This is a genomic window from Brevibacterium sp. LAARM3_SD1, assembly GCF_057364765.1.
Window position 1 is genome coordinate 24,292 of record NZ_JBNFOL010000022.1, and the last position, 22,805, is coordinate 47,096.

Consider the following 22,805-nt stretch of genomic DNA (forward strand, 5'->3'; position numbering starts at 1 on the left):
GGCCCTACGGTGTTTCGAGCCTCACATTCGCCTTCGAAGGAGAAGCTCGTGCTTGTCATTCTCGGTTTTGCCATGATCCTCGTCTTCATGACGCTGATCATGACCAAACGCCTCTCGCCGATCCTCGCGCTCATCCTCGTGCCCACGATCTTCGGCCTCTTCGCCGGAGCAGGTCTGGGCATCGGGGAAATGGTCATGGACGCGATCGCCTCGATGTCGTCGACGGCAGCCCTGCTGCTCTTCGCCATCATCTACTTCGGCATCATGATCGACGTCGGCCTCTTCGACAAGCTCGTCGAGTTCATCCTCAAGGTCGCCGGCAACGACCCCGTCAAGGTCGTCCTCGGCACCGCGCTGCTCACTGGTGCGGTGTCCCTCGACGGTGACGGATCGACGACGTTCATCGTCGTCACTGCGGCCATGCTGCCGATCTACCAGCGCCTCGAGATGTCGCCGGTTGTGCTCACCTGCGTGGCCGGTCTCATCAACGGCACTCTCAACATCGTCCCATGGGGCGGACCGACGGCGCGTGCCTCCTCGGCGCTGCAGATCGACGCCAACGAGATCTTCGTCCCCATGGTCCCGTCCCTGGTGGCCGGCCTGCTCGTGTGCTTCGTCTTCGCCTATGTGCTCGGCATCTCCGAACGCCGCCGCCTGGCCAAGAACGGCGTCGCCTGGGTCGAGGACCGCGGATCGAACCGCCGCAAGGACCTCGTCGGCGCCGTGGCCGGTGCCGGCACGACCGCGGGATCGTCCGCGGGGACCGGGAACGGTGCGACCACGGGTGGTCACGGGCACGGATCCGACTCGGCCGCCTCGGCGAACGATGACACCGCCACCGAGACGGGACCCGGCTCCGTGGACGACGCACCCACTGCGTCCGGCTCGGGTACGGGCCTGTCGAACACCGCGCTCGATCCGAACCGCGCGACCCTCCGTCCGAAGCTGTTCTGGTTCAACCTGGCCCTGACCGTGGCCGTGATGGTCCTGCTCATCATCGACATCCTGCCGCTGCCGTACCTGTTCATGATCGGCACCGTCATCGCACTCATGGTCAACTTCCCGAAGATGAAGGACCAGCAGGAGGAGCTCGCCTCCCACGCGACCGCGATCATCTCCGTCGTCGCCATGGTCATGGCCGCAGGCGTGCTCACCGGCATCATGTCCGGCACCGGAATGGTCGACGCGATGGCCGAATGGCTCGTCCAGGTCATCCCGAACTCGATGGGACCCTACATGGCCGTCATCACCGGCCTGCTGTCGATCCCGATGACGTTCTTCATGAGCAACGACGCCTTCTACTTCGGCATCCTGCCCGTCCTCGCCGAGACCGCCTCCCACTTCGGCATCTCCGCCGCCGATATGGCCCGTGCCTCGATCACCGGCCAGCCCGTGCACATGCAGTCACCGCTGGTGCCCGCGATCCTGCTGCTCGTGTCCCTGTCCGGTGTGGAGCTCGGCGATCACCATAAGAAGGTGCTGTGGCGTGCGCTCATCGTCGCCCTCGTCATGCTCGCCGTGGGTGTCGCCGTCGGCGTCATCGGAATCGGTTGAACGGAGACCTGCGATGACTGATCTCTATTCGGCTCCACACCGCCGCTTCCCCGCCCCGTCCCTGCAGGTCACCGCCTCGCCGAACATCGATTCGGCGTCCGCGACCGTCGTCCTGGCTCTGCGTTCGGATTCCTCCGACGAAGTGTTCGAGCAGGCGATCGCTGCGGCCCGTCGTGAGAACGCGGCGGTGCAGGCGGTCGTGTTCGGCACGGACACGACGACGGCACCGTCGACGTCTCCCCTGGCCGAATGCACCAAGCTGGGTGCCGCCCTCGCCGAGGCGGGACTCGAGTATGCCGTCCACCGCTCCGGTCCCGATCCGGCCGAGCAGATCCTCGGCCTGGCCGACGAGCACGACGCTGCGCTCATCGTCATGAGCACGAAGCGACGCTCACCCGTGGTGAAGCTGCTGCTCGGATCGAGCGCGCAGCAGGTCATCCTCGAGGCCGAATGCCCCGTGCTGTTGGTGAAGTAAGGTTAGACTCCGGCGATTCCGCGACCCGGGGCCAAGATCCCGCGCGGATCGACGAGCGCCTTGAGCTCTTCCAAACCCCGTCGTCCCGGCTGCGGACCCCATGCGTCGACCTCATCCCAGACCGGTGCGGGTGCGTGGATGAGCCGGGCGGCGAGGAAGTGCAGGCCGAAGCTGCGCAGATGTTCGAGGGCACGCGCGTGGCCATTCCCGGTTCGGATTCCGGGGCCCCGATGCCCAGCTCGAACGACCCTGTCGCATTTCCGCGCAGCTGCAGCGGGTAGCCGATCGTCGTCTCCAACCGGTCGACGGCATCGATGAGAGTCGGGATGAAACCCGGTGCCACGGACACCCCGGTGGTTGCGGCCAGCCGCGCTCTGCTCCCCCACCATTCCGGCTCCCCGCACGTGGTCGCTCCCGGATTCCATTCGACGAGGTGGCTCACCTCGGCCTCGACCTCGTCGGCCTCCCCTTCGATGAGGACCACCGTCGCCGCCGGTGAACCGGGTGGGCGTTCGATGACGACCGCATCGGGGACACGGCGGGCGATGACGAGGTCGGCGGCCGCCTCGGTGCCGGGAATCCACACGAACCGCTGAGTTTCGGGTCGCCGGGTCAGACGGATCTCGGCCTCGGCGATGATCGCCCGGGTCCCCCACGATCCGGTGACGAGTCGGCGCAGATCCCGGCTGCTCAGATCCGGGTGGAGGCCGTGGGCTGTGCGGGCGATGGTCCCGTCGGCGGCGACGGTCGTCACGGACAGGACTGTCTCAGCCAGCCGCGGCCGGCGCAGTTGGCGCGGCCCGGTGGCCGCGGTGGCGATCATTCCGCCGAGGGTGGCGCCGGCATCGATGCGGTCTGGGGGAAGGTCGGCGAGGATCTCCCGTCCCGATGGGGCCGCGGACCTGTTGAGCGCGCTGATCCGGGTTCCGGCTCCGGCGCGGACGGCATCGCCGGCGTTGAAATGGTCGGCCACCTCGGCGATCGAGGTCAGGTCGATGAGCAGGCCCGGAGTCGACGCGGGCGGATGATCATCGAAGGCGGTGCCGCCGCCGAACACGGCCACGGTGCGGTTCTCGGCGTGCGCGCGGGCCATGAGTTCGGAGAGTTCGGCGATGCTGCCGGGACTGGCCAGTCGGGGCAGTTCGTCTGTGGTCAGGCTCATCCGCACCTTCCGTTCCTGCTGTCTCGGGCGCTGCGCTGCGCGCGTGTGTATGTCGAGCTTAACGAAGAACGCCTCCGAAATCGGTGCGCGAGGCACAGATTTCGGAGGCGTTCGGCGTCGTCACCGACCGCGTACCTGCATGCCCTGGTCAGGGCGCGCGGTGCGGCCGGAGTCGCTCACGACGCGCAGATCGCGACGTACGGATCACGGCATGCGGGCGTAGGCCGGCAGGGTGAGGAAGTCGACGTACTCGGGGTCGAGGGCGACCGAGACGAAGGTGTCGGTGGCGTCCTTCCAACCTGCGTCGTCCCCGGGCAGCTTGGCGACCTCCTCGGCGACGATGCGCTCGACGAGTTCCTTCGTCACCTTCTCACCGGAGTCCAGCGTGATTCCGGCATCACACCACTGCCACACCTGGGAGCGGGAGATCTCGGCGGTCGCGGCGTCCTCCATGAGTCCGTTGATGGCGACCGCGCCGTTGCCTTCGAGCCAGGCGCGCAGGTACTGGATGCCGACAGACACGTTGGTGCGCAGACCGGCCTCGGTCATCGCGCCCGGGGTCGACTTCACGTCGAGGAGATCGGCGGCGGTGACGTTGACGTCTTCGCGCTTGTTGTCGATCTGGTTGGGCTTGTCGCCGAGGGTCTCCGTGAAGACCTCCTTGCAGAGTGCAACCATTCCGGGGTGAGCGACCCAGGAGCCGTCGAAACCGTTGGAGGCCTCACGCGACTTGTCCTCGCGGACCTTGTCGAAAGCGGCCTTGTTCGCGGTTTCGTCCTTCGAGGGAACGAATGCGGACATTCCGCCGATGGCATGTGCCCCGCGCTTGTGGCAGGTGCGCACGAGCAGTTCGGTGTAGGCGCGCATGAACGGCACCGTCATCGTCACGTCCGAACGGTCCGGCAGCAGGTAATCGGAGCCGCGGGAGCGGAAGTTCTTGATCACGGAGAAGATGTAGTCCCAGCGGCCGGCGTTGAGTCCGGCGGAGTGTTCGCGCAGCTCGTAGAGGATCTCCTCCATCTCGAAGGCCGCGGTGTAGGTCTCGATGAGCACGGTGGCTCGGATGGTGCCGCGGGACAGGCCGAAGGCGTCCTCGGCGTGTTCGAAGACCTGGTTCCACAGACGGGCCTCGAGGTGGGACTCCATCTTCGCGAGGTAGAAGTAGGGGCCGCGGCCCTTCTCGATCTGGATCTGGCCGGCGGTCGAGAAGTAGAGCGCGAAGTCGACGAGCGAACCGGAGGTCTCCTCACCGTCGATGAGGATGTGCTTCTCGGGCATGTGCCAGCCGCGGGGGCGCACGACGATGGTCGGCAGCTCCTCGTCGGGGGCGAGCTTGTATTCCTTGCCCTCGGGCGAAGTGAAGTCGATGTCGCGAGTGAGCGAATCGAGCAGGTTGATCTGGCCCTGGACGACCGAATCCCACTGCGGGGTGTTCGCGTCTTCCTGGTCGGCCAGCCACACCTTCGCGCCGGAGTTGAGCGCGTTGATCGTCATCTTCTTGTAGGTCGGGCCGGTGACCTCGACGCGGCGGTCTTCGAGGCCGGGTGCCGGAGGGGCGACCTGCCAGGAGGGATCGTTGCGGATCTCGGCGGTCTCGGGGAGGAAGTCGAGATCCTTGCCTGCGGCGATCTCGGCTTGGCGCTTCTTGCGCGCCTCGAGGCGCTCGAGACGGTCGCCGTTGAACTTCCGGTGCAGGTCGACGATGAGCTCAAGCGCCTTGGGCGTCAGGACCTTCTCAGCCCCGTCCGGCAGCTCACCGGTGATCTCCATCCCGGCGGGGATGTCCAGGTTTTCGATATGAGCGGTCATCGATGGTTCTCCTTAGTCAGCACATCGGTGCTGCATCCTTATCCACATCTGGTGATGCGATATGTTCGCTGGTCAACGGGGTTTTGACTGCGACATTTTCACATCGTGAAAACGTTTGTTCACACAACGAAAGAATATGAGGTGATGCACGTCTCGTCAAACCCTATCCTGCATTCGAGACGGTGCGTTCATTGACTCTGCCCGTGGGGCTGGAGAGGATAAGGAGAACATCTCTCATGGACTCGCCGATGCGGCAACGACGCCGCGGATCGGACTGAAAAGTGGACAACCTCGCTGTTGCAGCTCTCTTGGCCCTCTCCCCCATTCTCTTGGCCGGAATCCTTCTCATCGGCTTCCGCTGGCCTGCGAAATACGCCATGCCGATCGGACTGATCGCTGCCGCGCTCGTGGCGAACTTCGCCTGGCAGATCGAGTGGGTGACGATCGGCGCATCGGTCGTCCAGGGCCTCCTCGTCGCGATCGGACTGCTGTGGATCGTCTTCGGCGCGCTTCTGCTCCTGGCCACGATCACGCGGTCCGGAGCGATCGAGACGATCCGCTCCGGTTTCATCGCCATCTCCCCGGACCGGCGCGTGCAGGTCATCATCATCGCGTGGCTCTTCGGCTCCTTCATCGAAGGTGCCGCCGGCTTCGGCACTCCGGCGGCCGTGGTCGCCCCGCTCTTGCTGGCCCTCGGCTTCCCCGCAATCGCCGCGGTCCTCGCCGGTCTCATCATCCAGTCGACACCGGTGAGCTTCGGCGCCGTGGGCACCCCGATGGTCGTGGGCATCGGCACCGGACTGTCTCAGGAGGACGGCTCGATGTCGGCCGACGTCGCCGAACGCGCCGGTCAGCTCGGCCTCGGCCAGGCCGAGTTCGTCGCTCACACCGCCACCCAGGTCGCGCTCATCCACGCCTGCTGCGGCATTCTTATCCCCCTGCTCCTGTCCTGCATGATGACGGGGTACTTCGGTGCTAATCGGCGCTTCGCCGACGGACTGGCCGTCGCTCCGTTCGCCATCTACGCGGCCCTGGCGATGATCGTCCCCTACCTCATCGTGGCCAATGTGCTCGGACCCGAGTTCCCGTCGCTGCTCGGCGGCCTCATCGGTCTGGCCATCGTCGTGACGACCTCGCGGTTGGGCTTCCTCATGCCGAAGAAGACCTGGGACTTCGCACCGCGTGAGACGTGGCCGGCGTTCTGGATGGGCACGGTCGACCCGAACAAGGAGAAGGCGCAGCTGACCAAGAAGATGTCGCTGGCCCGTGCGTGGTCGCCCTACCTCATCGTCGTCGCACTGCTGCTCATCACGCGCAATGTGCCCGCGATCAAAGAGTTCCTCAACGGTCCCGCCGTCATCCAGATCAACAACATCTTCGGCACTCCGATCAGCCAGAACATGGATCTGCTGTGGTCGCCCGGCGCGATCTTCGTCCTCGCCTGCGGGCTGACGTACTTCATCCACCGGATGACGAAGAAGCAGATCGCAGGCTCGTGGCAGATCGCCGGTTCGCAGATCGCCGGCGCCGCCGTTGCCCTGCTGTGCTCCCTGCCGCTGGTGCGCGTGTTCATCAACTCCGGTGCCGACTACAACGGTGCGGGTCTCGATTCGATGCCGGTCACCCTCGCCGAGGCGGCCGCCAGCTCCGTGGGCGACGCCTGGCCGCTGTTCGCCCCCTTCGTCGGCGCTCTGGGTGCGTTCGTCGCGGGATCGAACACGGTCTCGAACGTTATGTTCTCGCAGTTCCAGTTCTCCACCGGCACCGCGATCGGCGCGGCCAGCCCCGAAACGGTGGTCGCTGCTCAGGCGGTCGGCGGGGCCGCTGGAAATATGGTGGCCGTGCACAACGTCGTGGCCGCCTCGGCGACGGTGGGTCTCATCGGTCGCGAGGGCGAGCTCATCCGTCGGACCTCGATCCCGATGCTCGTCTATTCGCTGGCCGCGGGTGCTCTGGCGTTCGTCGGCCTCAACGGGCTGGGCTTCAATGCGGGCACCGTCGTCCTCACCGCGATCATCGTCGGCCTCGCCGTCGTCGTGGTGATGATCCGCCGCTCCCCGGGCAAGCCGCTGCCGAGCCTTGAGGCAGGAGCTGGCGCGGGCGACGCGGCAGGCGACGCAGCCGCCGACAACATACGCAGCGCGGACCCCGACGACGAGCAGGAGCCCACCGCCCGCGCCTGAGCGCTGCGCTCAGCAGTTGCTTCCTGCGGGTGGATCCTCCGCGATTTCCATCGGGATTTCGAGGCGGATCTGCCCCAGGCGACACCGCCCGGAGCGGACTGCCGCCGGAGTCATCGCCTTTTGATCCACGCATCGGGTTCAAACACGATGTGCCGATCAAAAGGCGATTCGCCCAGAACACGACAACGCCCGCAGAGCCTCACGAGGAGGCATCTGCGGGCGTTCGCGGTTTCGTCTGTGCAGCAGACCGACCGTCGAGCCGACCGCCGACGGAGCCGCTCGAAGACTGGGTCTCAGACGATGACGACCATGGGGACGATCATCGGCTTGCGACGCAGCTTCGAGGACACCCAGCGGCCGATGGTGCGGCGCACCACCTGCTGGAGCTGGTACTGATCGGTGGTGCCGTCGCGCAGCGCATCCTCGACGGCCTTCTGGACCTTCGGGACGATCGAGTCGAAGACGTCATCGGATTCGGCTACACCGCGGGCGTGGATCTCGGGTCCGGCGATGAGCGACTTCGTCTGCGAGTTCACGGCCATGAAGATCGTCACGAAGCCCTCGCCGGACAGGACGAGTCGGTCCTTGAGGTCCGCCTCAGTGATCTCACCGACCGACGAACCGTCGACGAAGACGTAGTTGCAGTCGACAGCGCCGACGACCTCGGCGTGGCCGTCCTTGAGGTCGACGACCCAGCCGTCATCGGCCAGGACGATGTTGTTCGGGTCGACTCCGGTCGCCTCGGCGTGGCGGGCGTTGGCCAGCAGGTGACGCCATTCGCCGTGGACGGGCATGACGCCGCGGGGTTTGACGATGTTGTAGCAGTAGAGCAGCTCGCCGCCGGAGGCGTGGCCGGACACGTGGATCTTCGCGTCGGCCTTCGAGATGACACGAGCGCCGAGCTTCATCAGGCCGTTGATGACCTTGAACACGGAGTTCTCGTTGCCGGGGATGAGCGAGGAGGCGAGGATGACGGTGTCGCCGTCGCCGACGTCGACGCGGTGGTTGCGGTTGGCCATCCGGGACAGGGCGGCCATCGGCTCACCCTGGGAGCCGGTGCACATGAGGACGATCTGGTCCTCGGGGTAGTCGTCGACCTTCTTGATGTCGATGAGCGTTCCGGCCGGCACGTTGAGGTAGCCGAGGTCTTCGGCGATCTTCATATTGCGCACCATGGAGCGGCCGACGAGGGCCACCTTGCGGCCGTGGGCGGTGGCGGCGTTGAGCACCTGCTGCACGCGGTGGACGTGGGAGGAGAACGAGGCGACGATGATGCGGCGCTCGGCGGTGCCGAAGAGGTTCTCGAGCACGGGCCCGATGTCCTTCTCCAGCGCAGTGAAGCCGGGGACCTCGGCGTTCGTCGAGTCCGTCATGAACAGGTCGACGCCCTCTTCGCCGAGGCGGGCGAAGGCGCGCAGGTCGGTGATGCGGCCGTCGAGCGGCAGCTGGTCCATCTTGAAGTCACCGGTGTGCAGGATGTTTCCGGCGCCGGTGCGGATGAACACGGCCAGGGCGTCGGGGATCGAGTGGTTGACGGCGACGAACTCGAGGTCGAAGGGACCGAGCTGGTCGACGTCGTCTTCCTTCACCACGCGGGTGATGGGCTTGATGCGGTGCTCTTTGAGCTTGGCTTCGATGAGCGCGATCGTCAGCTGCGAGCCGAGGATCGGGATGTCGCCCTTGCGGCGCAGCAGGTAGGGAACGGCGCCGATGTGGTCTTCGTGGCCGTGGGTCAGGACGAGACCGATGATGTCATCGAGGCGGTCGTCGAGGTAGGAGAAATCGGGGAGGATGAGGTCGACGCCGGGCTGGTCCTCTTCCGGGAAGAGCACACCGCAGTCGACGATGAGGAGTTTGCCGTGGTATTCGAAGACGGTCATGTTGCGGCCGACTTCGCCGAGTCCGCCGAGTGCGACGATGCGGACGGCTTCTTTGTCCATCCTCGGCGGGAGGGACAGTTCTTGGGTCAATGCATTATTCACTGAGGTAACCACTCCTGGTCAATTGGGCGGCGACGAACGCCATCTGGTCCTCATCAGCTGGGAGCAGCGGCATACGCACGTCGCGGTTGTCGAGTATTCCTTGGGCCTGCAGAGCGGCCTTCGCCGAGATCACTCCCGGCATGTGGTTCATGAGCGCATCCACCACGTCCGCGGTGTCGCGGGAAAGGGTGCGTGCGGTGTTGAGGTCGTTGTTCGCCACTGCGGCGACCATGGCGGCGAACCGATCGGAGCAGACGTGCCCGGCCACGGACACGAGCCCGAGGGCGCCGAGGGACAGCAGCGGCAGGTTGAGCGCGTCTTCGCCGGAGTAGTACACGAGCGAGGAGTTGTTCATCACGAACGAGGAGGCGAAGAGGTCGCCCTTGGCGTCCTTGACCGCGAGGATGTTCGGGTGGTCGGAGAGTCGCAGGAGGGTGTCCGTGATGATCGGGGCACCGGCGCGGCCGGGGATGTCGTAGAGCATGACCGGCAGGTCGGTGGAGTCGGCGGCCGCACGCATATGAGCTTCGATCGCCGGTTGGGTCGGCTTCGAGTAGTACGGGGTGACGAGCAGGATCCCGTCGGCTCCGGCATCGGCCGAGCGGCGGGAGAGGTCGATGGTGTGTGCGGTGACGTTGTTGCCGGTGCCGGCGACGATCTTCGCCCGCTTGCCGATGACACCGCGGACGACGCGGATGAGTTCGACCTTCTCATCGTCGGTCGTCGTGGGAGACTCGCCGGTGGTGCCGGAGACGACGAGCATGTCGTTGCCGAGCTCGACGAGGTGGTTCGCCACCTTCTCCACAGACGCATAGTCGATGCTGCCGTCGCGTTTGAATGGGGTCACCATTGCCGTGCCGACGGAACCGAAAGCGTCAATGGCAGTCGCTGCTGCCTGGTCACCGAGAATCGCCATAGATCCAGGATAGCGCCCACGTCCTGTCATCAGTGCAGTGGTCCACCCGCGTTGCGGATGTCGTTCGCCTCCCCTGCGGCGCTAATGCGGTCACGTTGAGAGACGGATCACACCCGCACCAGCCCGATCGTCTACTCTTGAGCTCTGCCCGCCACCGAAACAAAGGAGTTTTCGATGACCCGCACCCGCATCCGCGATTTCCATGACGATGATCTCGACGGAATCATCCGTCTCTTCGAAGCCGCCGTCCCGGAATCTGCAACCGCTCCCCCGCTCTATCCGCTCTCCGAGGTGCTGGCCGCCTGCCAGCGCAATCAGGCCGTCGTGGCCGTCCGCGATGAGGAGATCGTCGGTGCCGCCGTCGGTCGCGCCGCCCACGGTCAGGGGGTGCTCGTGTTCTTCCATGTCCTCGAGGCGGTGCGTGCCGATCCGGAGCAGGGCACCCGCGCCGAGGCGGGACTGCTCGATGCGCTCGAACGTCGTCTCATGCCGCTGGGGTTGGGGAAGCTGTCGATGCTCATTCCCGCAGGCACCTCGGCTTGCGATGGCCTGGTGGCCAATGGCTTCGAGACCCGCTCCGGCTTGAAGTACGTCGAACGGCATCTGCCCGTCCAGCGTCGCGAACTCGACCGACTCAAAGCGGTCGGGGGACGGATTCTGCCGCGCCACCTCTGGGATGGGGTGAGTGGGATGCAGGAGGAGAAGGACATGCTCGAGGACCGCCTCGTCGTGCCATTGGCCGAACCGGATCTCGCAGATCATTTCGGGGTGGTCCCGCCTCGGGCGGTGATGCTCTTCGGTCCTCCGGGGACGGGGAAGACGACGTTTGCGAAGGCCGTGGCGTCGCGCTTGGATTGGCCGTTCGTCGAGGTGTTTCCGTCGCGTCTGTCCGGTGAGCCCGGCGGTGTGGCCGCGGGTCTGCGCACGACGTTCGAGCAGATCAACGAGCTCGAGCATGCCGTGGTGTTCATCGATGAGGTCGAGGAGATCGCGTCGAAGCGCGGGGGTGAGCCGCCGTCGCCGACGCAGGGGGTGACGAACGAGCTGCTCAAGCAGGTTGCGGAGTTCCGGGATCGGGAGGGCCGGCTGCTCATCTGTGCCACGAATTTCGTCCGCGCCCTCGATGCGGCGTTCCTGCGGCACGGGCGCTTCGACTACGTCATTCCCATCGGACTGCCCGATGCGACCGCCCGGGAGGCGATCTGGTCGCGCTACATTCCCGAACACACGATCGCCGGTGTCGATCTCGAGGTGCTCGTCCATGCCAGTGACGGGCTGACCCCGGCCGATATCGAATATGCGGCGAGGCGTGCATCGCAGGAAGCTCTGGCGTCGTCGCTGCGCCAACAGCAGGTCGATATCTCATCCCGCACAGAAGTGCTCTCGACCGATGACTACCTCGAGGCGCTGCGAGCGACTCGGGCGACGGTGTCCGAGGAGACGGCCCGGGAGTTCAGCGAGGACGTCGACACGATCGCGCGGCTGTGACCCGACTTCCTATCCTTCGAGCAGGCGGTCCGCGGTCTCGATGAGGATCCGCGTCATGGTGCGCGGATCAGGTCCGTGGCCGGCGACGGTGGCGAGGTCGAAGCCGTCGATGATGGCGATGAACGTGTCGACCACCTCGGTGGCGGAGAGGTCGAAGAGTTCGAATTCGTGCCTCTCCAGTCCGTCGTCGACGATCGTCCTGAACAGCTTCCGCCACCCTGCGAACACAGCATCGACGCAGTTCTGCAGGCCTTCGTCTGTACGCGCGGCGGTGACGAGCTCGAGCCAGATCCGCGACCGCTGCTCATGCATTCCCACCCCTTGCACGGCGGCGAACGCATTGTGGAGACGATAGCGAGCCATCCGTCGCGCGGGTCATCGCCCTGTTTCGCCATCTCTTCGAGGTGCAGCAGCACCGTCGCGGTCTGAAATGAGAACGCCTGGGCGAGCAGGTCGTCACGGGACTCGAAATAGTACTGCACGGTGCCGATCGACATGCCGACCGCTTTCGCCACGTCTCCGAGCCGGACGGCGGAGGGTCCTCTGGCAACGATGGAGTCGAGGGTCGCTTGGATGATCGCGAACTTCTTCGCCTCGGCCTGCTCGGGCGGCTGAGCCGGACGCGGGGTCATGCCGTGACCGCCTGTTCGTCTGCGACTACCTGCTCCCTGGTGGCCAGATCGGTGGCTGCGGTCAGTCCTTCGTACACGGCCTCCTCGACCGTGCGCGGGGCCAAGGCGTCTCCGATCACCGTCACCGAGGCGGCCCCGAAGTCAAGGTCGACCGGAACCGACCTGGGTGCCGCCGACACGATCGTCGCGGCGACATCGTCGACCTCGTGGACGACTTCGCAGAGTGTGGACTGCAGGTAGCCGGTATCGGCGTCGACGCCGACGAGGCGGGAGTCGTTGATGAAGTCGATCCGACCGGAACGCAGTGCCTGAGAGACGAGCAGGGTCCGCGTGTACTGCTGGATTGCGGCTCCCGCGAAGTTCGCCGCCGTCGCCAGACTCACTTGTCGACCGGCTTCGGCCAAGCGCAGGGCGATCCCGAGTCCGATCCAATCGCCCTTCCAATCCGTGACGAGCACACGGCCGGGAGGCAGGACCGGGTCCTCGCGCAGAAAGTCGCGGGCGCCGATGACGAAGGCGTCGTCGGCGATCTCGAGGGCGGGCATGCGCTGCTCGGCTCCCGTGGCGATGATGACATGGTCGGGGGCCACCTCGGTGATGAGGTTCTGGGTGGCCGGTGCGGAGGTGCGGATATCGACTCCGGCGCGGGCCGCCTCGGCGGAGAGGTTCGTCGCTGCTCCCCCGAATTCGGACCGGTACGGCAATTCCTGGGCCAGCAGCACAGCCCCGCCGAGGTGGGGCTCCCTCTCGCACAGGACGACGTCATCGCCCTGTTCGGCGGCGACCGCGGCGGCCTTGAGTCCGGCCGGTCCCCCGCCGATGACGAGGACTGTGCGGCGGGTGCGGACTGTCGGTCGGGGAAGGAAGGTCAGTTCCCGACCTGATTCGGGGTATTGGATGCACGAGATCGGCACGCCCTGTTGGAAGTGGCCGATGCAGGCCTGGTTGCAGCCGATGCAGGCGCGGATCTCATCGACTCGGTCGGCAGAGGATTTGTTCGCGATCTCGGGGTCGCAGATCATCGCGCGGGTCATGATCGCCATGTCGGTGCGGCCTTCGGCGATCGCGGTTTCGGCTTCGTGGGGTTGGTTGATGCGGCCGGCAACCATGACGGTCTTGTCCGTGATCTTCTTGACCTGCTCGGACAGGCTCGCGGCGTAGCCCGGGTCGATCTGCATCGACGGCACGATGTGGACGGCGCCCTGCAATGTGGAGGAATCGCCGGCAGTGATCGAGTAGTAGTCGAGGCAATCGACGTCGTCGGCCTGGAGGGAATCGAGGTGGCCGATGAGGTCGAGGATTTCGGTGGCGACGAGACCGTCCTCGGTCTTCTCCTCGCCTGAGATCCGCAGGCCCACCACGACGTCGGGGCCCACGGATTCGCGGACGGTCTGGGCCACCTCGGCGAGGAACCGGCGGCGATTCTCCGGACTGCCGCCGTATTCGTCGGTGCGGGTGTTCACGGACGGGTTGAAGAACTGGATGGGCAGGTAGCCGTGGCTGGCGACGATCTCGACGCCGTCGATTCCGGAGTCGGCGATGCGCTTTGCGGCGCGTCCATAGCCGGCGATGATGTCCTTGACCTCGGCGGTGGACAGCGCTTCGGGGACGACCTTGAAACGCTCCTGCGGTTCGTCGCTCGGGGCTTTGGCGCGGGGCGCCATTCCGCGCTCGCCGTCCATGACTTCGCGGCCGGGGTGGAAGAGCTGGGCGAAGATCGTGGCACCGTGACGGTGGACCGCCTCGGCGACGGCTTGGTATCCGGGCACGGAGGATTCGTCGGTGGCCATGAGGACGTGGCTGGTGTAGCGGGCGGTTTCGTGGACGCCGGAGACCTGGAGAACGATGAGCCCGACCCCGCCCTGCGCGCGGGCTTCGTGGTAGGCGACGAGGTCGTCGCCGATGTGGCCGTGGTCGTCGAGGACGGTGTCGTGGCCGGAGGAGACGATGCGGTTGCGGATCGTCGCGGAGCCCAGCGTGATGGGTTCGAAGAGGTGCGGGAACAGCTTTGACATGATCGTCCTTGATCATTCGCGAATGGGGCTGACACGGTTATTCATATCACCGTATGACTAACGGCGGCAAGGGTGAATCTACCGTCGTCAATCTTCACCGCGAGGCCACTGCAACAACGTCTGTTAGGTTCTTACATATGGCGATCAACACAGACTTGTTGCGGTTTGTCAGCGTCGACGAACTATTGGGCGAAGACGCTACAGAACTCCGAATTCCCGATTTTCAACGCCCCTATTCGTGGACTCCACGTCATGCTTCTGAACTGTTCAATGACATCAAGAATGCAATGCCCCGTCGGGATGCCAAGGAACTGCACACAGATCGTCCGTACATCATGGGAACTGTCATCCTTCTGAAACGGCCAGACGATGACCACTTCGAAATCGTCGACGGGCAGCAGAGAATTATCACGCTGCAGTTGATCCGCAACATCATTGCAGGAAGACACTTGCCCTCCTTGGAACACGGGAACACCCCGATGCACAAGGTAAGTCGAGAACTCGAACGACTGGTTGCCCGCCTTCACGACGACCACGACACCTTCGAATGCTTCAGAAGTTTCCTCGGGTCCTATGCTCAAGTCCTTCGAATTGTCACTGACGACGACGATGAAGCCTTTCAGTTCTTCGATTCTCAGAACTTCCGCGGTAAAGCACTGCGCCCTCACGATCTGCTCAAGGCGTTTCACCTTCGCGAAATGCACGATTCAAGTAGCGCTGAGCTGCGTGCGGTGGTCGAGCAACGGGAGACGGCCGACGAGGTAGAACTGGCCAGCCTTTTTGAACGGTATCTCTCAAGAATCCACTGGTGGAGTAGGAATCTCCCGGCCCGCAGATTCACGAGTGACGACCTCGACATATTCAAAGGAATCGGTCGTCAAGATAACGACCTGCCTGGAGCCGACTACCATCGAGCGGCGAAATCAGTTCTGCCTGCTCTTCAAGAATGGGCGAATCAGGACAATGGAACAGACCGATCTCGCAACACTCGTAGGACTCGGCACCAACTTGATACCCCCGTAGTTGCTGGCAGAGCGTTCTTCGATTTCACCGATTTCATGCTCAACGAAGTCAACGACCTTGACAATGAGCTCTTCGCTGAATCCCATGATGTCAGTTCAGCCGATATGCAAGAGTTCCGTACAAGCACGCGGTTTCAGTACTGCAGAGAGCTCTACCTCGCCGCAGCCCTCTTCTACACCAATAAGTACTCAGACAATGATCTGGAGGAGCAGCGTTGGAGACTATTCCGCTGGGCATACGCTATCCGCCTGTCCTATGAACGCGTCGCTTGGAGAACTGTCGACAATTACGCTCTCGGTCGCCAGACATACTCGGCTACAGAAGAACCAACCAATTTGTTCTCTTCGATTCGAGACAATTTGAACCCGCGAGCACTCGACCTCGAGAACTTCGTTATCCCTGATGAACCCCGCACGAGCAATGCCCATGACCTGAGGTTGTTCTCTATGTTCAATGAGGTGAAGTGAATTGGATTCTGTAGCTTCTTCGCTCGAAGTCCAAGCTATCCCGGTGGGGAGGCTCTTCAGCGAGTCGGGTCGCCGCTACTCTGTGCCCATCTACCAACGCAATTACACCTGGGGCGAAGAGCAAATTCACCGGCTCATCGCTGACATCCTCGACGAGGCCGAGAGCGAATCGCACAAGGACTACTTTCTCGGCAACCTCGTAGTCGCTCACTCGGGCGGAGCCGACGAAAGTCTCAGCGTTATCGACGGCCAGCAAAGACTCACTACTCTCTACATTCTGTTGCGGAAGCTCCAAAGTCGCACGAAGTTGGGTCACGAGATCGTCCTCGAGAATCCGCTGACCTACGAAGCACGAGACAAAGCTACTCGCGCATTGAAGCATCTTTTCGACGCGAACTCTCTGCGACCCGACGATGAGAGTAGAGAAGACTCAGGAATATTTCGAGCAGCAGGGATCATCGATCAGCTCCTCGACGATCCCGACATCGGTGCCCGAGCCGTCACTGAGAAGTTCATCAGCTACCTTTTGCATCAGGTCTTGCTCATCCAGATGCCGGTCGACAGTTCTACCGATCTCAACCGCTATTTCGAGATCATGAATACGCGAGGTGCCCAACTCAGCCCTGTCGATATCGTCAAAGCCAGACTGTTGCGTCATCTCGACGATCCTTTGGACAGACAGCTCCTCAACCGAGTGTGGACAGCCTGCTCAGACATGGACCATTACGTAGCAATGGGCCTGACACCCAAAGACCCGCAGCTCCGGTCACAGGTGTTCGGCGAAGATTGGGACAGCTCTCCCTCTTCTGATTTCATGACACTGCGAGCTCAGCTCTCTGAGACTGACGGCAGCACTTCGGACCAACCTGCGGACAGGAATGAGACCTCCGAACCCGTTGCTCTCACTATCAATGAAGCAATTGAAAACTATTCCAAGGCGGATTTGCGTGCCGAAAAAGTTGAGAGCGATGACGAAGAACGATTCACTTCTCAGTTGACGTTTCCGACTCTACTTCTGCAGGTCCTTGCGGTTCGGAAAGAATCCGCAGTCGAGACCAGTCTCGATCGCCACCTCGATGACAAAAAGCTGGTACAGCGATTTTCGGCCGAATTGTCCTCCGTCGACCATTCGGAACGCCGCGAATGGGTCCGCACGTTCACTGCCGATCTGCTGCTGACCCGATTCCTATTTGACAACTACGTCCTCAAACGCGACTCCACGCTGACGACCGGAGTAGATTCGACGACCGATGAAGAACCCGGGAGCTGGTCTCTGGCCAAGCTGGTCAGAGGAGAGTCGAAGAGCAAAGGAAAACGCCGAAGCACCCCCAGATATGCTTCGACCTTCGCAGCCGCCGAGGTCCAGCAGGGCCCCGGAACACCACAGCGGAGGATTCTTCTCCTTCAATCCGCCCTGCGAATCACCTACACTTCACCGCGCACTATGCATTGGATCACCGAACTCCTGAGGTACGTCACCGACTGCCATCGACAAAATGCGACGGTCACTGCGAGCGGGGTGCTAGATTGTCTCAACAAACATGCATTGGCTCGACTGCGTGAGGCCATGCTTACGGACGCACATGACAAACACGCGGGCACGTTCCATCTGCCCGAAGGCTTCGCAATCCCTCGGATCATATTCACTATGCTCGACTACCTGCTCGTCGAAGAAATGAACGAATGGGAATTCACTTTCAGCTATCGAACCTCGATCGAACACTTTTCTCCGGTCACTGAAGACGTAGAACATCGGTCGGATCGATACCACGTCACCAACCGAGAAAATTTGGACAAACTTGGAAATCTAGCGCTGGTCACGGTGAGCGCGAACTCGAAATTCAGCAACTACACGCCCGCGCAAAAAGCCCACAACACTGCTGCTCGTAAGCAGAGTCTCAAACTTGAGCTGATGGCTCGGCAGGCCGAAGAGAAGGGCGGACAAAGCTGGAATGACGCAGACATCCAAGAACATCACGCCCACATGGTGCGTCTGCTCGAGCGAGCGGTCGAAGAGCTACCTTCTGATTCACTAGATAGTAGGCAGAGAACACTCGATTAGGTAGATGGCTATTCTCACAGCTGATCGCCGGAGACTGCGAAGGTGTCGCAGCTGTTCAGCCCCTCGTTGTAGCCGGTGGTGAACCAGTTCTGGCGCTGTTCGCTCGAACCGTGGGTGAACGATTCCGGGTTGACGAATCCGGACTGCTCCTGGATGTGATCGTCGCCGACGACGAAGGCCGCGTTGAGCGCGTCGTCGAGCTGTTCCTTGCTGGGCTCCTCGAGGTACGGGGTGCCGTTGTCGTCGGTGAGGGTGGTGACATTGCCCAGCCAGGCGCCGGCATAGCAGTCGGCTTGGAGTTCGGTGCGCACGCCGTTGCTCTCCGGTCCGGTGCCGTTGTTCGGGTGCTCGCTCATCACGCCGGTGGTGTTCTGGATGTGGTGTCCCCATTCGTGCCCGACGATATAGAGCTGGGCAAGTTCATCGGCCGGGGCACCGTACTGCTGGCGCAGAATGTCGAAGAAGCTCGGGTCGATGTAGACGCCTTGATCGGCCGAGCAATAGAACGGACCGACTTGGTTCGAGGCAGTTCCGCAGGCCGTCGATGTCTGACCGTCGACGAGAGTCATCGCCGGCGGTTCGTAGCCGTCGACCTTCTGCGCCCAATAGTCATCGAGCACGACTTGTGCTCCGGCCATTCGACAGTCGATGTTCGTATTCGCGTCTTCACCCGTATCGCACTGGGACATGCTGGTCCCGCTCGAATGGTTCTGGTTGCCACCGCCTTCCGGGGTGATTCCGCCCATCAGTCCGGTGACGTCAACACCGAGCAGCGGTCCGATGAGGAAGACGAGCAGGCCGACGATGCCCACGCCGCCGCCTCCGACGATCGCGGTGTTGCGACCGCGTTTGCTCGTCCTGTTGCCGCTGATATCGGCGTTCGGGTTGAAGGTCATGGCATAAAGATACCCCGGGAGCGTACGCGGGAGGGCGAGCTCATGCGAAGTCGTGTGAGAATCGTTCCATGAGCTCTCACCCGGCGGATCCCCACCGAGCGCACGACGCGAACTCCACGGCCTCCTCGGCGAGGGTGGTCCGTCGGCTCAGCCCCGACGGGCGGCTCATCGGACTCGATGTCGCCCGCGGGATCGCGCTGCTGGCGATGATGGTCACGCACATCTTCGCGCTCGGCGACGAGACGGGGATGCCGACCTGGGCAGCGGTCTTCGCCGGTCGCGCCTCGGCGCTGTTCGCGGTCCTGGCCGGCTGTTCCCTGGTGCTCTCGACCCGGTCCCGGATGGCGGGGTCGGGGCGGTTGCGGGATGCGGCGCCGAGCGTGCTCATCCGGGCGGCAGCTATCGTCCTCATCGGGCTCTGCCTCGGATCGATCTCCGGGCTGCTGGCGGTCATCCTCGTCAATTACGGCATCATGTTCGCGCTCGCCCTGTTCTTCCTGCGGCTGCGGACCGGTGCACTGTTCGCGATCGCCGGGGCGTGGATGGTTCTCTCCCCCATCGTGTCGATGTGGGCGCGCTCGACGTTCCTCCTCGAGCCGAGCTACCTGCCGATGGGCTTCTTCGATCTGGCGACGCCGGGGACGATGCTCACCGACCTGTTCCTCACCGGCTATTACCCGGTGCTGCAATGGCTGTCGTACATTCTGCTCGGCATGGCCGTGGCGAAGCTCGACATCGGTCGCCATCTGCTCGCGCTGTTCACGGCCGGGCTCGGACTCTTCGTCCTCGGACGCGGTGTCTCGTGGATTCTGCTCAACGTCTTCGGCGGTGATTCCGCACTAGTGGAGGTCTCGCAGATGTGGGGCACGGATCTCACGGCGGCTCTGTTCACCGGCAACTACGGGGTGACTCCGGCGACGTCGTGGTGGTGGCTGGCGATCGCGGGTCCGCATTCGGGGACGCCGTTCGACCTGCTCTCCACGGGCGGAACCGCGGTGATGACGATCGCGGCGTGCCAGGCTGCGGCGGTGCTGTTGGGCCGTCGGTCGTGGCTGCTTGCGCCGCTGTCGGCGCCGGGATCGATGCCGTTGAGCGTGTATTCGGCGCACGTCGTTCTGCTGGAGATCACGCGCCGTCAGATCGTGGGCAATCCGATGGAGGAGTCCGCGACGACGGGCGAGCAGACGCTCGAGTTCGTCATCCACGCGCTCACGTTCGTGCTGCTGCCGCTGGTGTGGAAAGCATTTGTCAGCACACGCGGCCCGCTCGAGGGCGGGATCGCGGGCATCATCCGGGTGGCGTCGCCAGGACCTAAGCGCCCTGCTTCTGGCCTTCCCGGAAGAGACTGATCGACTTGCGCATCGTCGCCCGTGCCCGCTTGCGGTCTCCGCTGGCGTCGTAGGCGCACGAGAGCCGGAACCATGATCGCCAGTCGTCGGGAGCGGCCTCGGCTTCGGCCTGGTACTTCACGAATTCCTCGTCCGCGGCCTCGCGGATGATCTTCCCGCCCGGGGTCCTGGGCAGATCGTCGACGGGCAGTCCGCCTTCCTCGCCGAGGATGCGCGCGAGCTTCTCAGTGCGAGCGCCGAAGATGAGTTCGACGACGAGCGTCCATGCACCGATGACGGGCAGAACGAACAGGGCGATGCCCATGATCTTCGGAATCATCGCAGGTTCGCGCACGAGGATCCACGCCCGCTGTCCCATGAGGACGAAATAGAAGACGAGGACGACGGAGACGACGATCGCTCCGATCTTGGCCTTCGACATCAGAGGTCGAGCATGTTCTCGAGGCCGTGGATGAGCCCCGTGTAGTCGGCGATCGACCGCACGGCGGTGACGATGCCGGGCATGAACGCCGAGGTGGAGTGCGAGTCAGTGCGGATGGTCAGGGCTTCGCCGTCGGAGCCGAAGAGGATCTCCTCGTGGGCGTTCATGCCCTGCTGTCGGATGGCGTGGACGTGGATTCCGTCGATGACAGCCCCGCGGGCTCCCTGCGGATCGGATTCGGTGGAGTCGGGAACGGCCGGCAGTCCGGCGGCGTTGCGGGCCTCGGCGATGCGCTGGGCCGTGTGGTTCGCGGTTCCCGACGGGGCGTCGAGTTTGCGGGTGTGGTGGATTTCGACGACCTCGGCCGAGTCGAAGTAGGGGGCCGCGAGTTCGGCGAAGCGCATGGCCAGGACGGCACCGATCGAGAAGTTCGGGGCGATGAGCACCGCGGTCTTCGGGTGGTTGTTCAGCGTGGCTTCGAGTCGGGCCAGTCGGTCGTTGTCCCAGCCGGTGGTGCCGACGACGGTGTCGATGCCGTTTTCGACGAGGAAGGTGACATTGTCCTCGGTGGACTTCGGCACGGTGAGTTCGACGGCGACGTCGATGTTCTGCTCGAGCAGGGTCTCCAGGGAGTCGCTGCTGCCGAGTGCGGCGACGAGTTCGAGTCCTTCGGCGTCATTGATCGCATCGACGGCGTGGGATCCCATCCGACCCTTGGCTCCGATGACGGCTACGCGAATGCTCATATGCTGTGACTCCTTGTGTGACGATCCCCGCGGGGTAAGTCGATCCCTGCGATCTCCGCCAGCCAGTCTAGCGACTCCACCGCTGGCACCGCGCATCCAGTGACCATCCGAACACTCCTCATTACTACCTGACGAGGCTGAGATACCTGCGCAGGTATCTCAGCCCCCGTCAGGTAGTTCTAGAAGCACGGGAGCGGGGTCAGTGAGGTGCGGTGATCGGCAGGCGTGGTCCTGGGTGCCGCGGGTCTCCACTGAGACGCGCACAGACCTCGGTGTCGTAGCGGACGCCGTCGTAGAGCAGCTTCTCTCGTTCTCGGCCTTCGAGGATGAAGCCCGCATTTCTTGCAACTGCGGCCGAGGCCGGATTGTTCACGCGGTAGCCGAGCTCGAGCCGGTAGATCCCGAGATCGTCGTGAAGGAGATCGACGAGGCTGCGCAGGGCCGCCGACACCGGGCCTTGTCCGCGAGCCTCGGCCACGGACCATTAAGAGATCCATGCACTCGAGTGCCGGCGCTCGATCCCGGAGGCCATGACGTTGCCGAGGATTCGTCGTTCCGATCCCTGACCGTCACCGACACCCTCCCCGTCATCAACGATTACCCGGGCGCAGAGGTCACCGGCCGCCTCGGCGTCGGTGATGGTCGTGATCCAAGTCCGGGCACCGGCGATCGTGCGGTCGTCGGGGATGTTGCTCAGCAGGGCGTCATCGGCCCGCTCGTACACCTCGGCCAGCGCCTCGGCATCGCCTGAGCACCTCGGTCTGAGAATTGCGCTCATCCGGTCACCCTATCCGCAGCCGCAGGTCTGACGGCATTTCCATCGGCGCCCTCACAGCTCCCCCAAACAACGTGACGGCGGCCCAGCTACCTCGCGCGAGGTAGCTGGGCCGCCGTCAGGTAGCAATTAGTGTCAGCCGAGGAGGAGGCCCTTGGTCTGAGCGACTGCGCGGTCGAAGCGTGCACCGGCGTCGGCCCAGTTCACGATGTTCCACCAAGCCTTGACGTAGTCGGGCTTGACGTTCTGGTAGTCGAGGTAGAAGGCGTGCTCCCACATGTCGAGCTGCAGAACCGGGGTGCCACCGAGCTGGATATCGGACTGCTGGTCCTTGAGCTGCTCGATGAAGAGGTTTCCGCCGAGCTGGTCGTAGACGAGGACGGCCCAGCCGGAGCCCTGGATCGTGGTGGCTGCGGTGGTGAAGTGCTCGCGGAACTTATCGAAGGAACCGAACTGGTCATCGATGGCTGCGGCGAGTTCACCGACCGGCTTGTCTCCACCGTCCGGGGACATGTTGTTCCAGAAGATCGAGTGGTTGACGTGTCCGCCCAGGTTGAACGCGAGATCGCGGGTCAGTTTCGGCACAGCGGCGAGGTTGCCGGATTCGCGAGCTTCGGCCAGCTGCTCAACGGCAGTGTTCGCGCCCTTGACGTAGGTGGCGTGGTGCTTGTCGTGGTGCAGCTCCATGATGCGAGCCGAGATATGCGGCTCGAGAGCGGAGTAGTCGTAGGGCAGTTCCGGAAGTGTGTACTGCTCAGCCATGAGATTCCTCCTGATCAGATTTGATGACCACCACATCGGTGGCTTCATTTCGACCCTATCCCAGGGTCTCATCTCGAACAACAAGAGC

At 63.8% G+C, this 22,805-nt stretch carries 19 protein-coding genes and 1 pseudogene; 7 read left to right on the forward strand and 13 right to left on the reverse strand.

Annotation, left to right across the window (positions count from 1 at the left end):
- Positions 1 to 48 precede the first annotated feature (48 nt).
- Together AC2W7L_RS12615 and AC2W7L_RS12620 are read left to right on the forward strand one after the other, a co-directional pair.
- Positions 49 to 1,554: a CitMHS family transporter gene (locus AC2W7L_RS12615; RefSeq protein ID WP_486004739.1), complete on the forward strand. Its 1,506-nt coding sequence runs from the start codon at positions 49 to 51 to the stop codon at positions 1,552 to 1,554.
- Positions 1,555 to 1,567: 13 nt separating this feature from the next.
- Positions 1,568 to 2,029: a universal stress protein gene (locus AC2W7L_RS12620; protein ID WP_486004740.1), complete on the forward strand. Its 462-nt coding sequence runs from the start codon at positions 1,568 to 1,570 to the stop codon at positions 2,027 to 2,029.
- On the opposite strand, the gene AC2W7L_RS12625 is transcribed toward AC2W7L_RS12620, so the two are convergent.
- Both AC2W7L_RS12625 and aceB read right to left on the reverse strand, forming a co-directional pair.
- Positions 1,989 to 3,191, reverse strand: coding sequence for an FAD-binding oxidoreductase (locus tag AC2W7L_RS12625; protein WP_486004741.1), 1,203 nt, complete (start codon positions 3,189 to 3,191; stop codon positions 1,989 to 1,991). The genes AC2W7L_RS12620 and AC2W7L_RS12625 overlap by 41 nt on opposite strands.
- 204 nt (positions 3,192 to 3,395) lie before the next feature.
- Positions 3,396 to 5,000, reverse strand: a complete 1,605-nt coding sequence (aceB, locus tag AC2W7L_RS12630; protein WP_062244053.1) for a malate synthase A — start codon at positions 4,998 to 5,000, stop codon at positions 3,396 to 3,398.
- Between the two features lie 281 nt (positions 5,001 to 5,281).
- Here aceB and AC2W7L_RS12635 point away from each other — a divergent pair, with 281 nt between their 5' ends.
- Positions 5,282 to 7,183 (forward strand): L-lactate permease, encoded by a 1,902-nt coding sequence (locus tag AC2W7L_RS12635; protein WP_486004742.1) that lies wholly within the window; start codon positions 5,282 to 5,284, stop codon positions 7,181 to 7,183.
- Between the two features lie 293 nt (positions 7,184 to 7,476).
- Here the strand turns inward: AC2W7L_RS12635 and AC2W7L_RS12640 are convergent, their stop codons facing one another.
- Together AC2W7L_RS12640 and dapA are read right to left on the reverse strand one after the other, a co-directional pair.
- The gene (locus tag AC2W7L_RS12640) at positions 7,477 to 9,123 is read right to left on the reverse strand and encodes a ribonuclease J (RefSeq protein ID WP_259358734.1); all 1,647 of its coding nucleotides are present in this window, start codon (positions 9,121 to 9,123) and stop codon (positions 7,477 to 7,479) included.
- A 34-nt stretch (positions 9,124 to 9,157) separates the two neighbouring features.
- Positions 9,158 to 10,081, reverse strand: coding sequence for a 4-hydroxy-tetrahydrodipicolinate synthase (gene dapA / locus AC2W7L_RS12645; RefSeq protein ID WP_062244047.1), 924 nt, complete (start codon positions 10,079 to 10,081; stop codon positions 9,158 to 9,160).
- A gap of 174 nt (positions 10,082 to 10,255) precedes the next feature.
- On the opposite strand from dapA, the gene AC2W7L_RS12650 reads away from it, so the two are divergent.
- The gene (locus tag AC2W7L_RS12650) at positions 10,256 to 11,569 is read left to right on the forward strand and encodes an ATP-binding protein (RefSeq protein WP_486004743.1); all 1,314 of its coding nucleotides are present in this window, start codon (positions 10,256 to 10,258) and stop codon (positions 11,567 to 11,569) included.
- A gap of 9 nt (positions 11,570 to 11,578) precedes the next feature.
- Here AC2W7L_RS12650 and AC2W7L_RS12655 read toward each other — a convergent pair whose 3' ends face one another.
- The 3 genes and pseudogenes from AC2W7L_RS12655 to AC2W7L_RS12665 form a co-directional block, all read right to left on the reverse strand.
- A complete protein-coding gene (locus AC2W7L_RS12655; RefSeq protein WP_486004744.1) occupies positions 11,579 to 11,932 on the reverse strand; it encodes a TetR family transcriptional regulator C-terminal domain-containing protein in 354 nt (117 codons plus the stop codon).
- Between the two features lie 89 nt (positions 11,933 to 12,021).
- Positions 12,022 to 12,201, reverse strand: a pseudogene (locus AC2W7L_RS12660) (TetR family transcriptional regulator); the annotation flags it as partial.
- Positions 12,198 to 14,216 (reverse strand): oxidoreductase, encoded by a 2,019-nt coding sequence (locus AC2W7L_RS12665; RefSeq protein WP_486004745.1) that lies wholly within the window; start codon positions 14,214 to 14,216, stop codon positions 12,198 to 12,200. The pseudogene AC2W7L_RS12660 and the gene AC2W7L_RS12665, both read right to left, overlap by 4 nt.
- A gap of 53 nt (positions 14,217 to 14,269) precedes the next feature.
- Between AC2W7L_RS12665 and AC2W7L_RS12670 the strand changes: the two genes are divergently transcribed.
- Together AC2W7L_RS12670 and AC2W7L_RS12675 are read left to right on the forward strand one after the other, a co-directional pair.
- Positions 14,270 to 15,706: a DUF262 domain-containing protein gene (locus AC2W7L_RS12670; protein ID WP_486004746.1), complete on the forward strand. Its 1,437-nt coding sequence runs from the start codon at positions 14,270 to 14,272 to the stop codon at positions 15,704 to 15,706.
- 1 nt (position 15,707) lies between these two features.
- Complete coding sequence (locus AC2W7L_RS12675; RefSeq protein ID WP_486004747.1) at positions 15,708 to 17,768, forward strand: GmrSD restriction endonuclease domain-containing protein; 2,061 nt, start codon at positions 15,708 to 15,710, stop codon at positions 17,766 to 17,768.
- Positions 17,769 to 17,782: 14 nt separating this feature from the next.
- Here the strand turns inward: AC2W7L_RS12675 and ypfJ are convergent, their stop codons facing one another.
- Entirely contained in the window at positions 17,783 to 18,664 is an 882-nt protein-coding gene (gene ypfJ, locus AC2W7L_RS12680) for a KPN_02809 family neutral zinc metallopeptidase (protein WP_486004748.1), read from the reverse strand.
- Between the two features lie 68 nt (positions 18,665 to 18,732).
- Here ypfJ and AC2W7L_RS12685 point away from each other — a divergent pair, with 68 nt between their 5' ends.
- Positions 18,733 to 20,013 carry a heparan-alpha-glucosaminide N-acetyltransferase domain-containing protein gene (locus AC2W7L_RS12685; RefSeq protein ID WP_486004749.1) on the forward strand — a complete coding sequence of 427 codons (1,281 nt, stop codon included), beginning with the start codon at positions 18,733 to 18,735 and terminating at the stop codon, positions 20,011 to 20,013.
- Here AC2W7L_RS12685 and AC2W7L_RS12690 read toward each other — a convergent pair.
- The 5 genes from AC2W7L_RS12690 to AC2W7L_RS12710 form a co-directional block, all read right to left on the reverse strand.
- Complete coding sequence (locus AC2W7L_RS12690; RefSeq protein WP_486004750.1) at positions 19,976 to 20,434, reverse strand: tetratricopeptide repeat protein; 459 nt, start codon at positions 20,432 to 20,434, stop codon at positions 19,976 to 19,978. The two genes, AC2W7L_RS12685 and AC2W7L_RS12690, sit on opposite strands and share 38 nt — an antisense overlap.
- Positions 20,434 to 21,180, reverse strand: coding sequence for a 4-hydroxy-tetrahydrodipicolinate reductase (gene dapB, locus AC2W7L_RS12695; RefSeq protein ID WP_486004751.1), 747 nt, complete (start codon positions 21,178 to 21,180; stop codon positions 20,434 to 20,436). The genes AC2W7L_RS12690 and dapB overlap by 1 nt, the downstream gene beginning before the upstream one ends.
- Before the next feature lie 199 nt (positions 21,181 to 21,379).
- Positions 21,380 to 21,658 (reverse strand): GNAT family N-acetyltransferase, encoded by a 279-nt coding sequence (locus tag AC2W7L_RS12700; RefSeq protein ID WP_486004752.1) that lies wholly within the window; start codon positions 21,656 to 21,658, stop codon positions 21,380 to 21,382.
- 6 nt (positions 21,659 to 21,664) lie between these two features.
- The gene (locus AC2W7L_RS12705) at positions 21,665 to 21,958 is read right to left on the reverse strand and encodes a GNAT family N-acetyltransferase (RefSeq protein ID WP_486004753.1); all 294 of its coding nucleotides are present in this window, start codon (positions 21,956 to 21,958) and stop codon (positions 21,665 to 21,667) included.
- Positions 21,959 to 22,090: 132 nt separating this feature from the next.
- Positions 22,091 to 22,717: a superoxide dismutase gene (locus AC2W7L_RS12710; RefSeq protein ID WP_039210893.1), complete on the reverse strand. Its 627-nt coding sequence runs from the start codon at positions 22,715 to 22,717 to the stop codon at positions 22,091 to 22,093.
- Positions 22,718 to 22,805: the final 88 nt, after the last annotated feature.

Coding starts and splice junctions, on each gene's coding strand:
- AC2W7L_RS12620 (WP_486004740.1), top strand. CDS start 1,568: ATGACTGATCTCTATTCGGCTCCACACCGCCGCTTCCCCGCCCCGTCC.
- AC2W7L_RS12625 (WP_486004741.1), bottom strand. CDS start 3,191: ATGAGCCTGACCACAGACGAACTGCCCCGACTGGCCAGTCCCGGCAGC.
- aceB (WP_062244053.1), bottom strand. CDS start 5,000: ATGACCGCTCATATCGAAAACCTGGACATCCCCGCCGGGATGGAGATC.
- AC2W7L_RS12640 (WP_259358734.1), bottom strand. CDS start 9,123: ATGGACAAAGAAGCCGTCCGCATCGTCGCACTCGGCGGACTCGGCGAA.
- dapA (WP_062244047.1), bottom strand. CDS start 10,081: ATGGCGATTCTCGGTGACCAGGCAGCAGCGACTGCCATTGACGCTTTC.
- AC2W7L_RS12650 (WP_486004743.1), top strand. CDS start 10,256: ATGACCCGCACCCGCATCCGCGATTTCCATGACGATGATCTCGACGGA.
- AC2W7L_RS12655 (WP_486004744.1), bottom strand. CDS start 11,932: ATGGCTCGCTATCGTCTCCACAATGCGTTCGCCGCCGTGCAAGGGGTG.
- AC2W7L_RS12665 (WP_486004745.1), bottom strand. CDS start 14,216: ATGTCAAAGCTGTTCCCGCACCTCTTCGAACCCATCACGCTGGGCTCC.
- AC2W7L_RS12670 (WP_486004746.1), top strand. CDS start 14,270: ATGACTAACGGCGGCAAGGGTGAATCTACCGTCGTCAATCTTCACCGC.
- ypfJ (WP_486004748.1), bottom strand. CDS start 18,664: ATGACCTTCAACCCGAACGCCGATATCAGCGGCAACAGGACGAGCAAA.
- AC2W7L_RS12685 (WP_486004749.1), top strand. CDS start 18,733: ATGAGCTCTCACCCGGCGGATCCCCACCGAGCGCACGACGCGAACTCC.
- AC2W7L_RS12690 (WP_486004750.1), bottom strand. CDS start 20,434: ATGTCGAAGGCCAAGATCGGAGCGATCGTCGTCTCCGTCGTCCTCGTC.
- dapB (WP_486004751.1), bottom strand. CDS start 21,180: ATGAGCATTCGCGTAGCCGTCATCGGAGCCAAGGGTCGGATGGGATCC.
- AC2W7L_RS12705 (WP_486004753.1), bottom strand. CDS start 21,958: ATGAGCGCAATTCTCAGACCGAGGTGCTCAGGCGATGCCGAGGCGCTG.
- AC2W7L_RS12710 (WP_039210893.1), bottom strand. CDS start 22,717: ATGGCTGAGCAGTACACACTTCCGGAACTGCCCTACGACTACTCCGCT.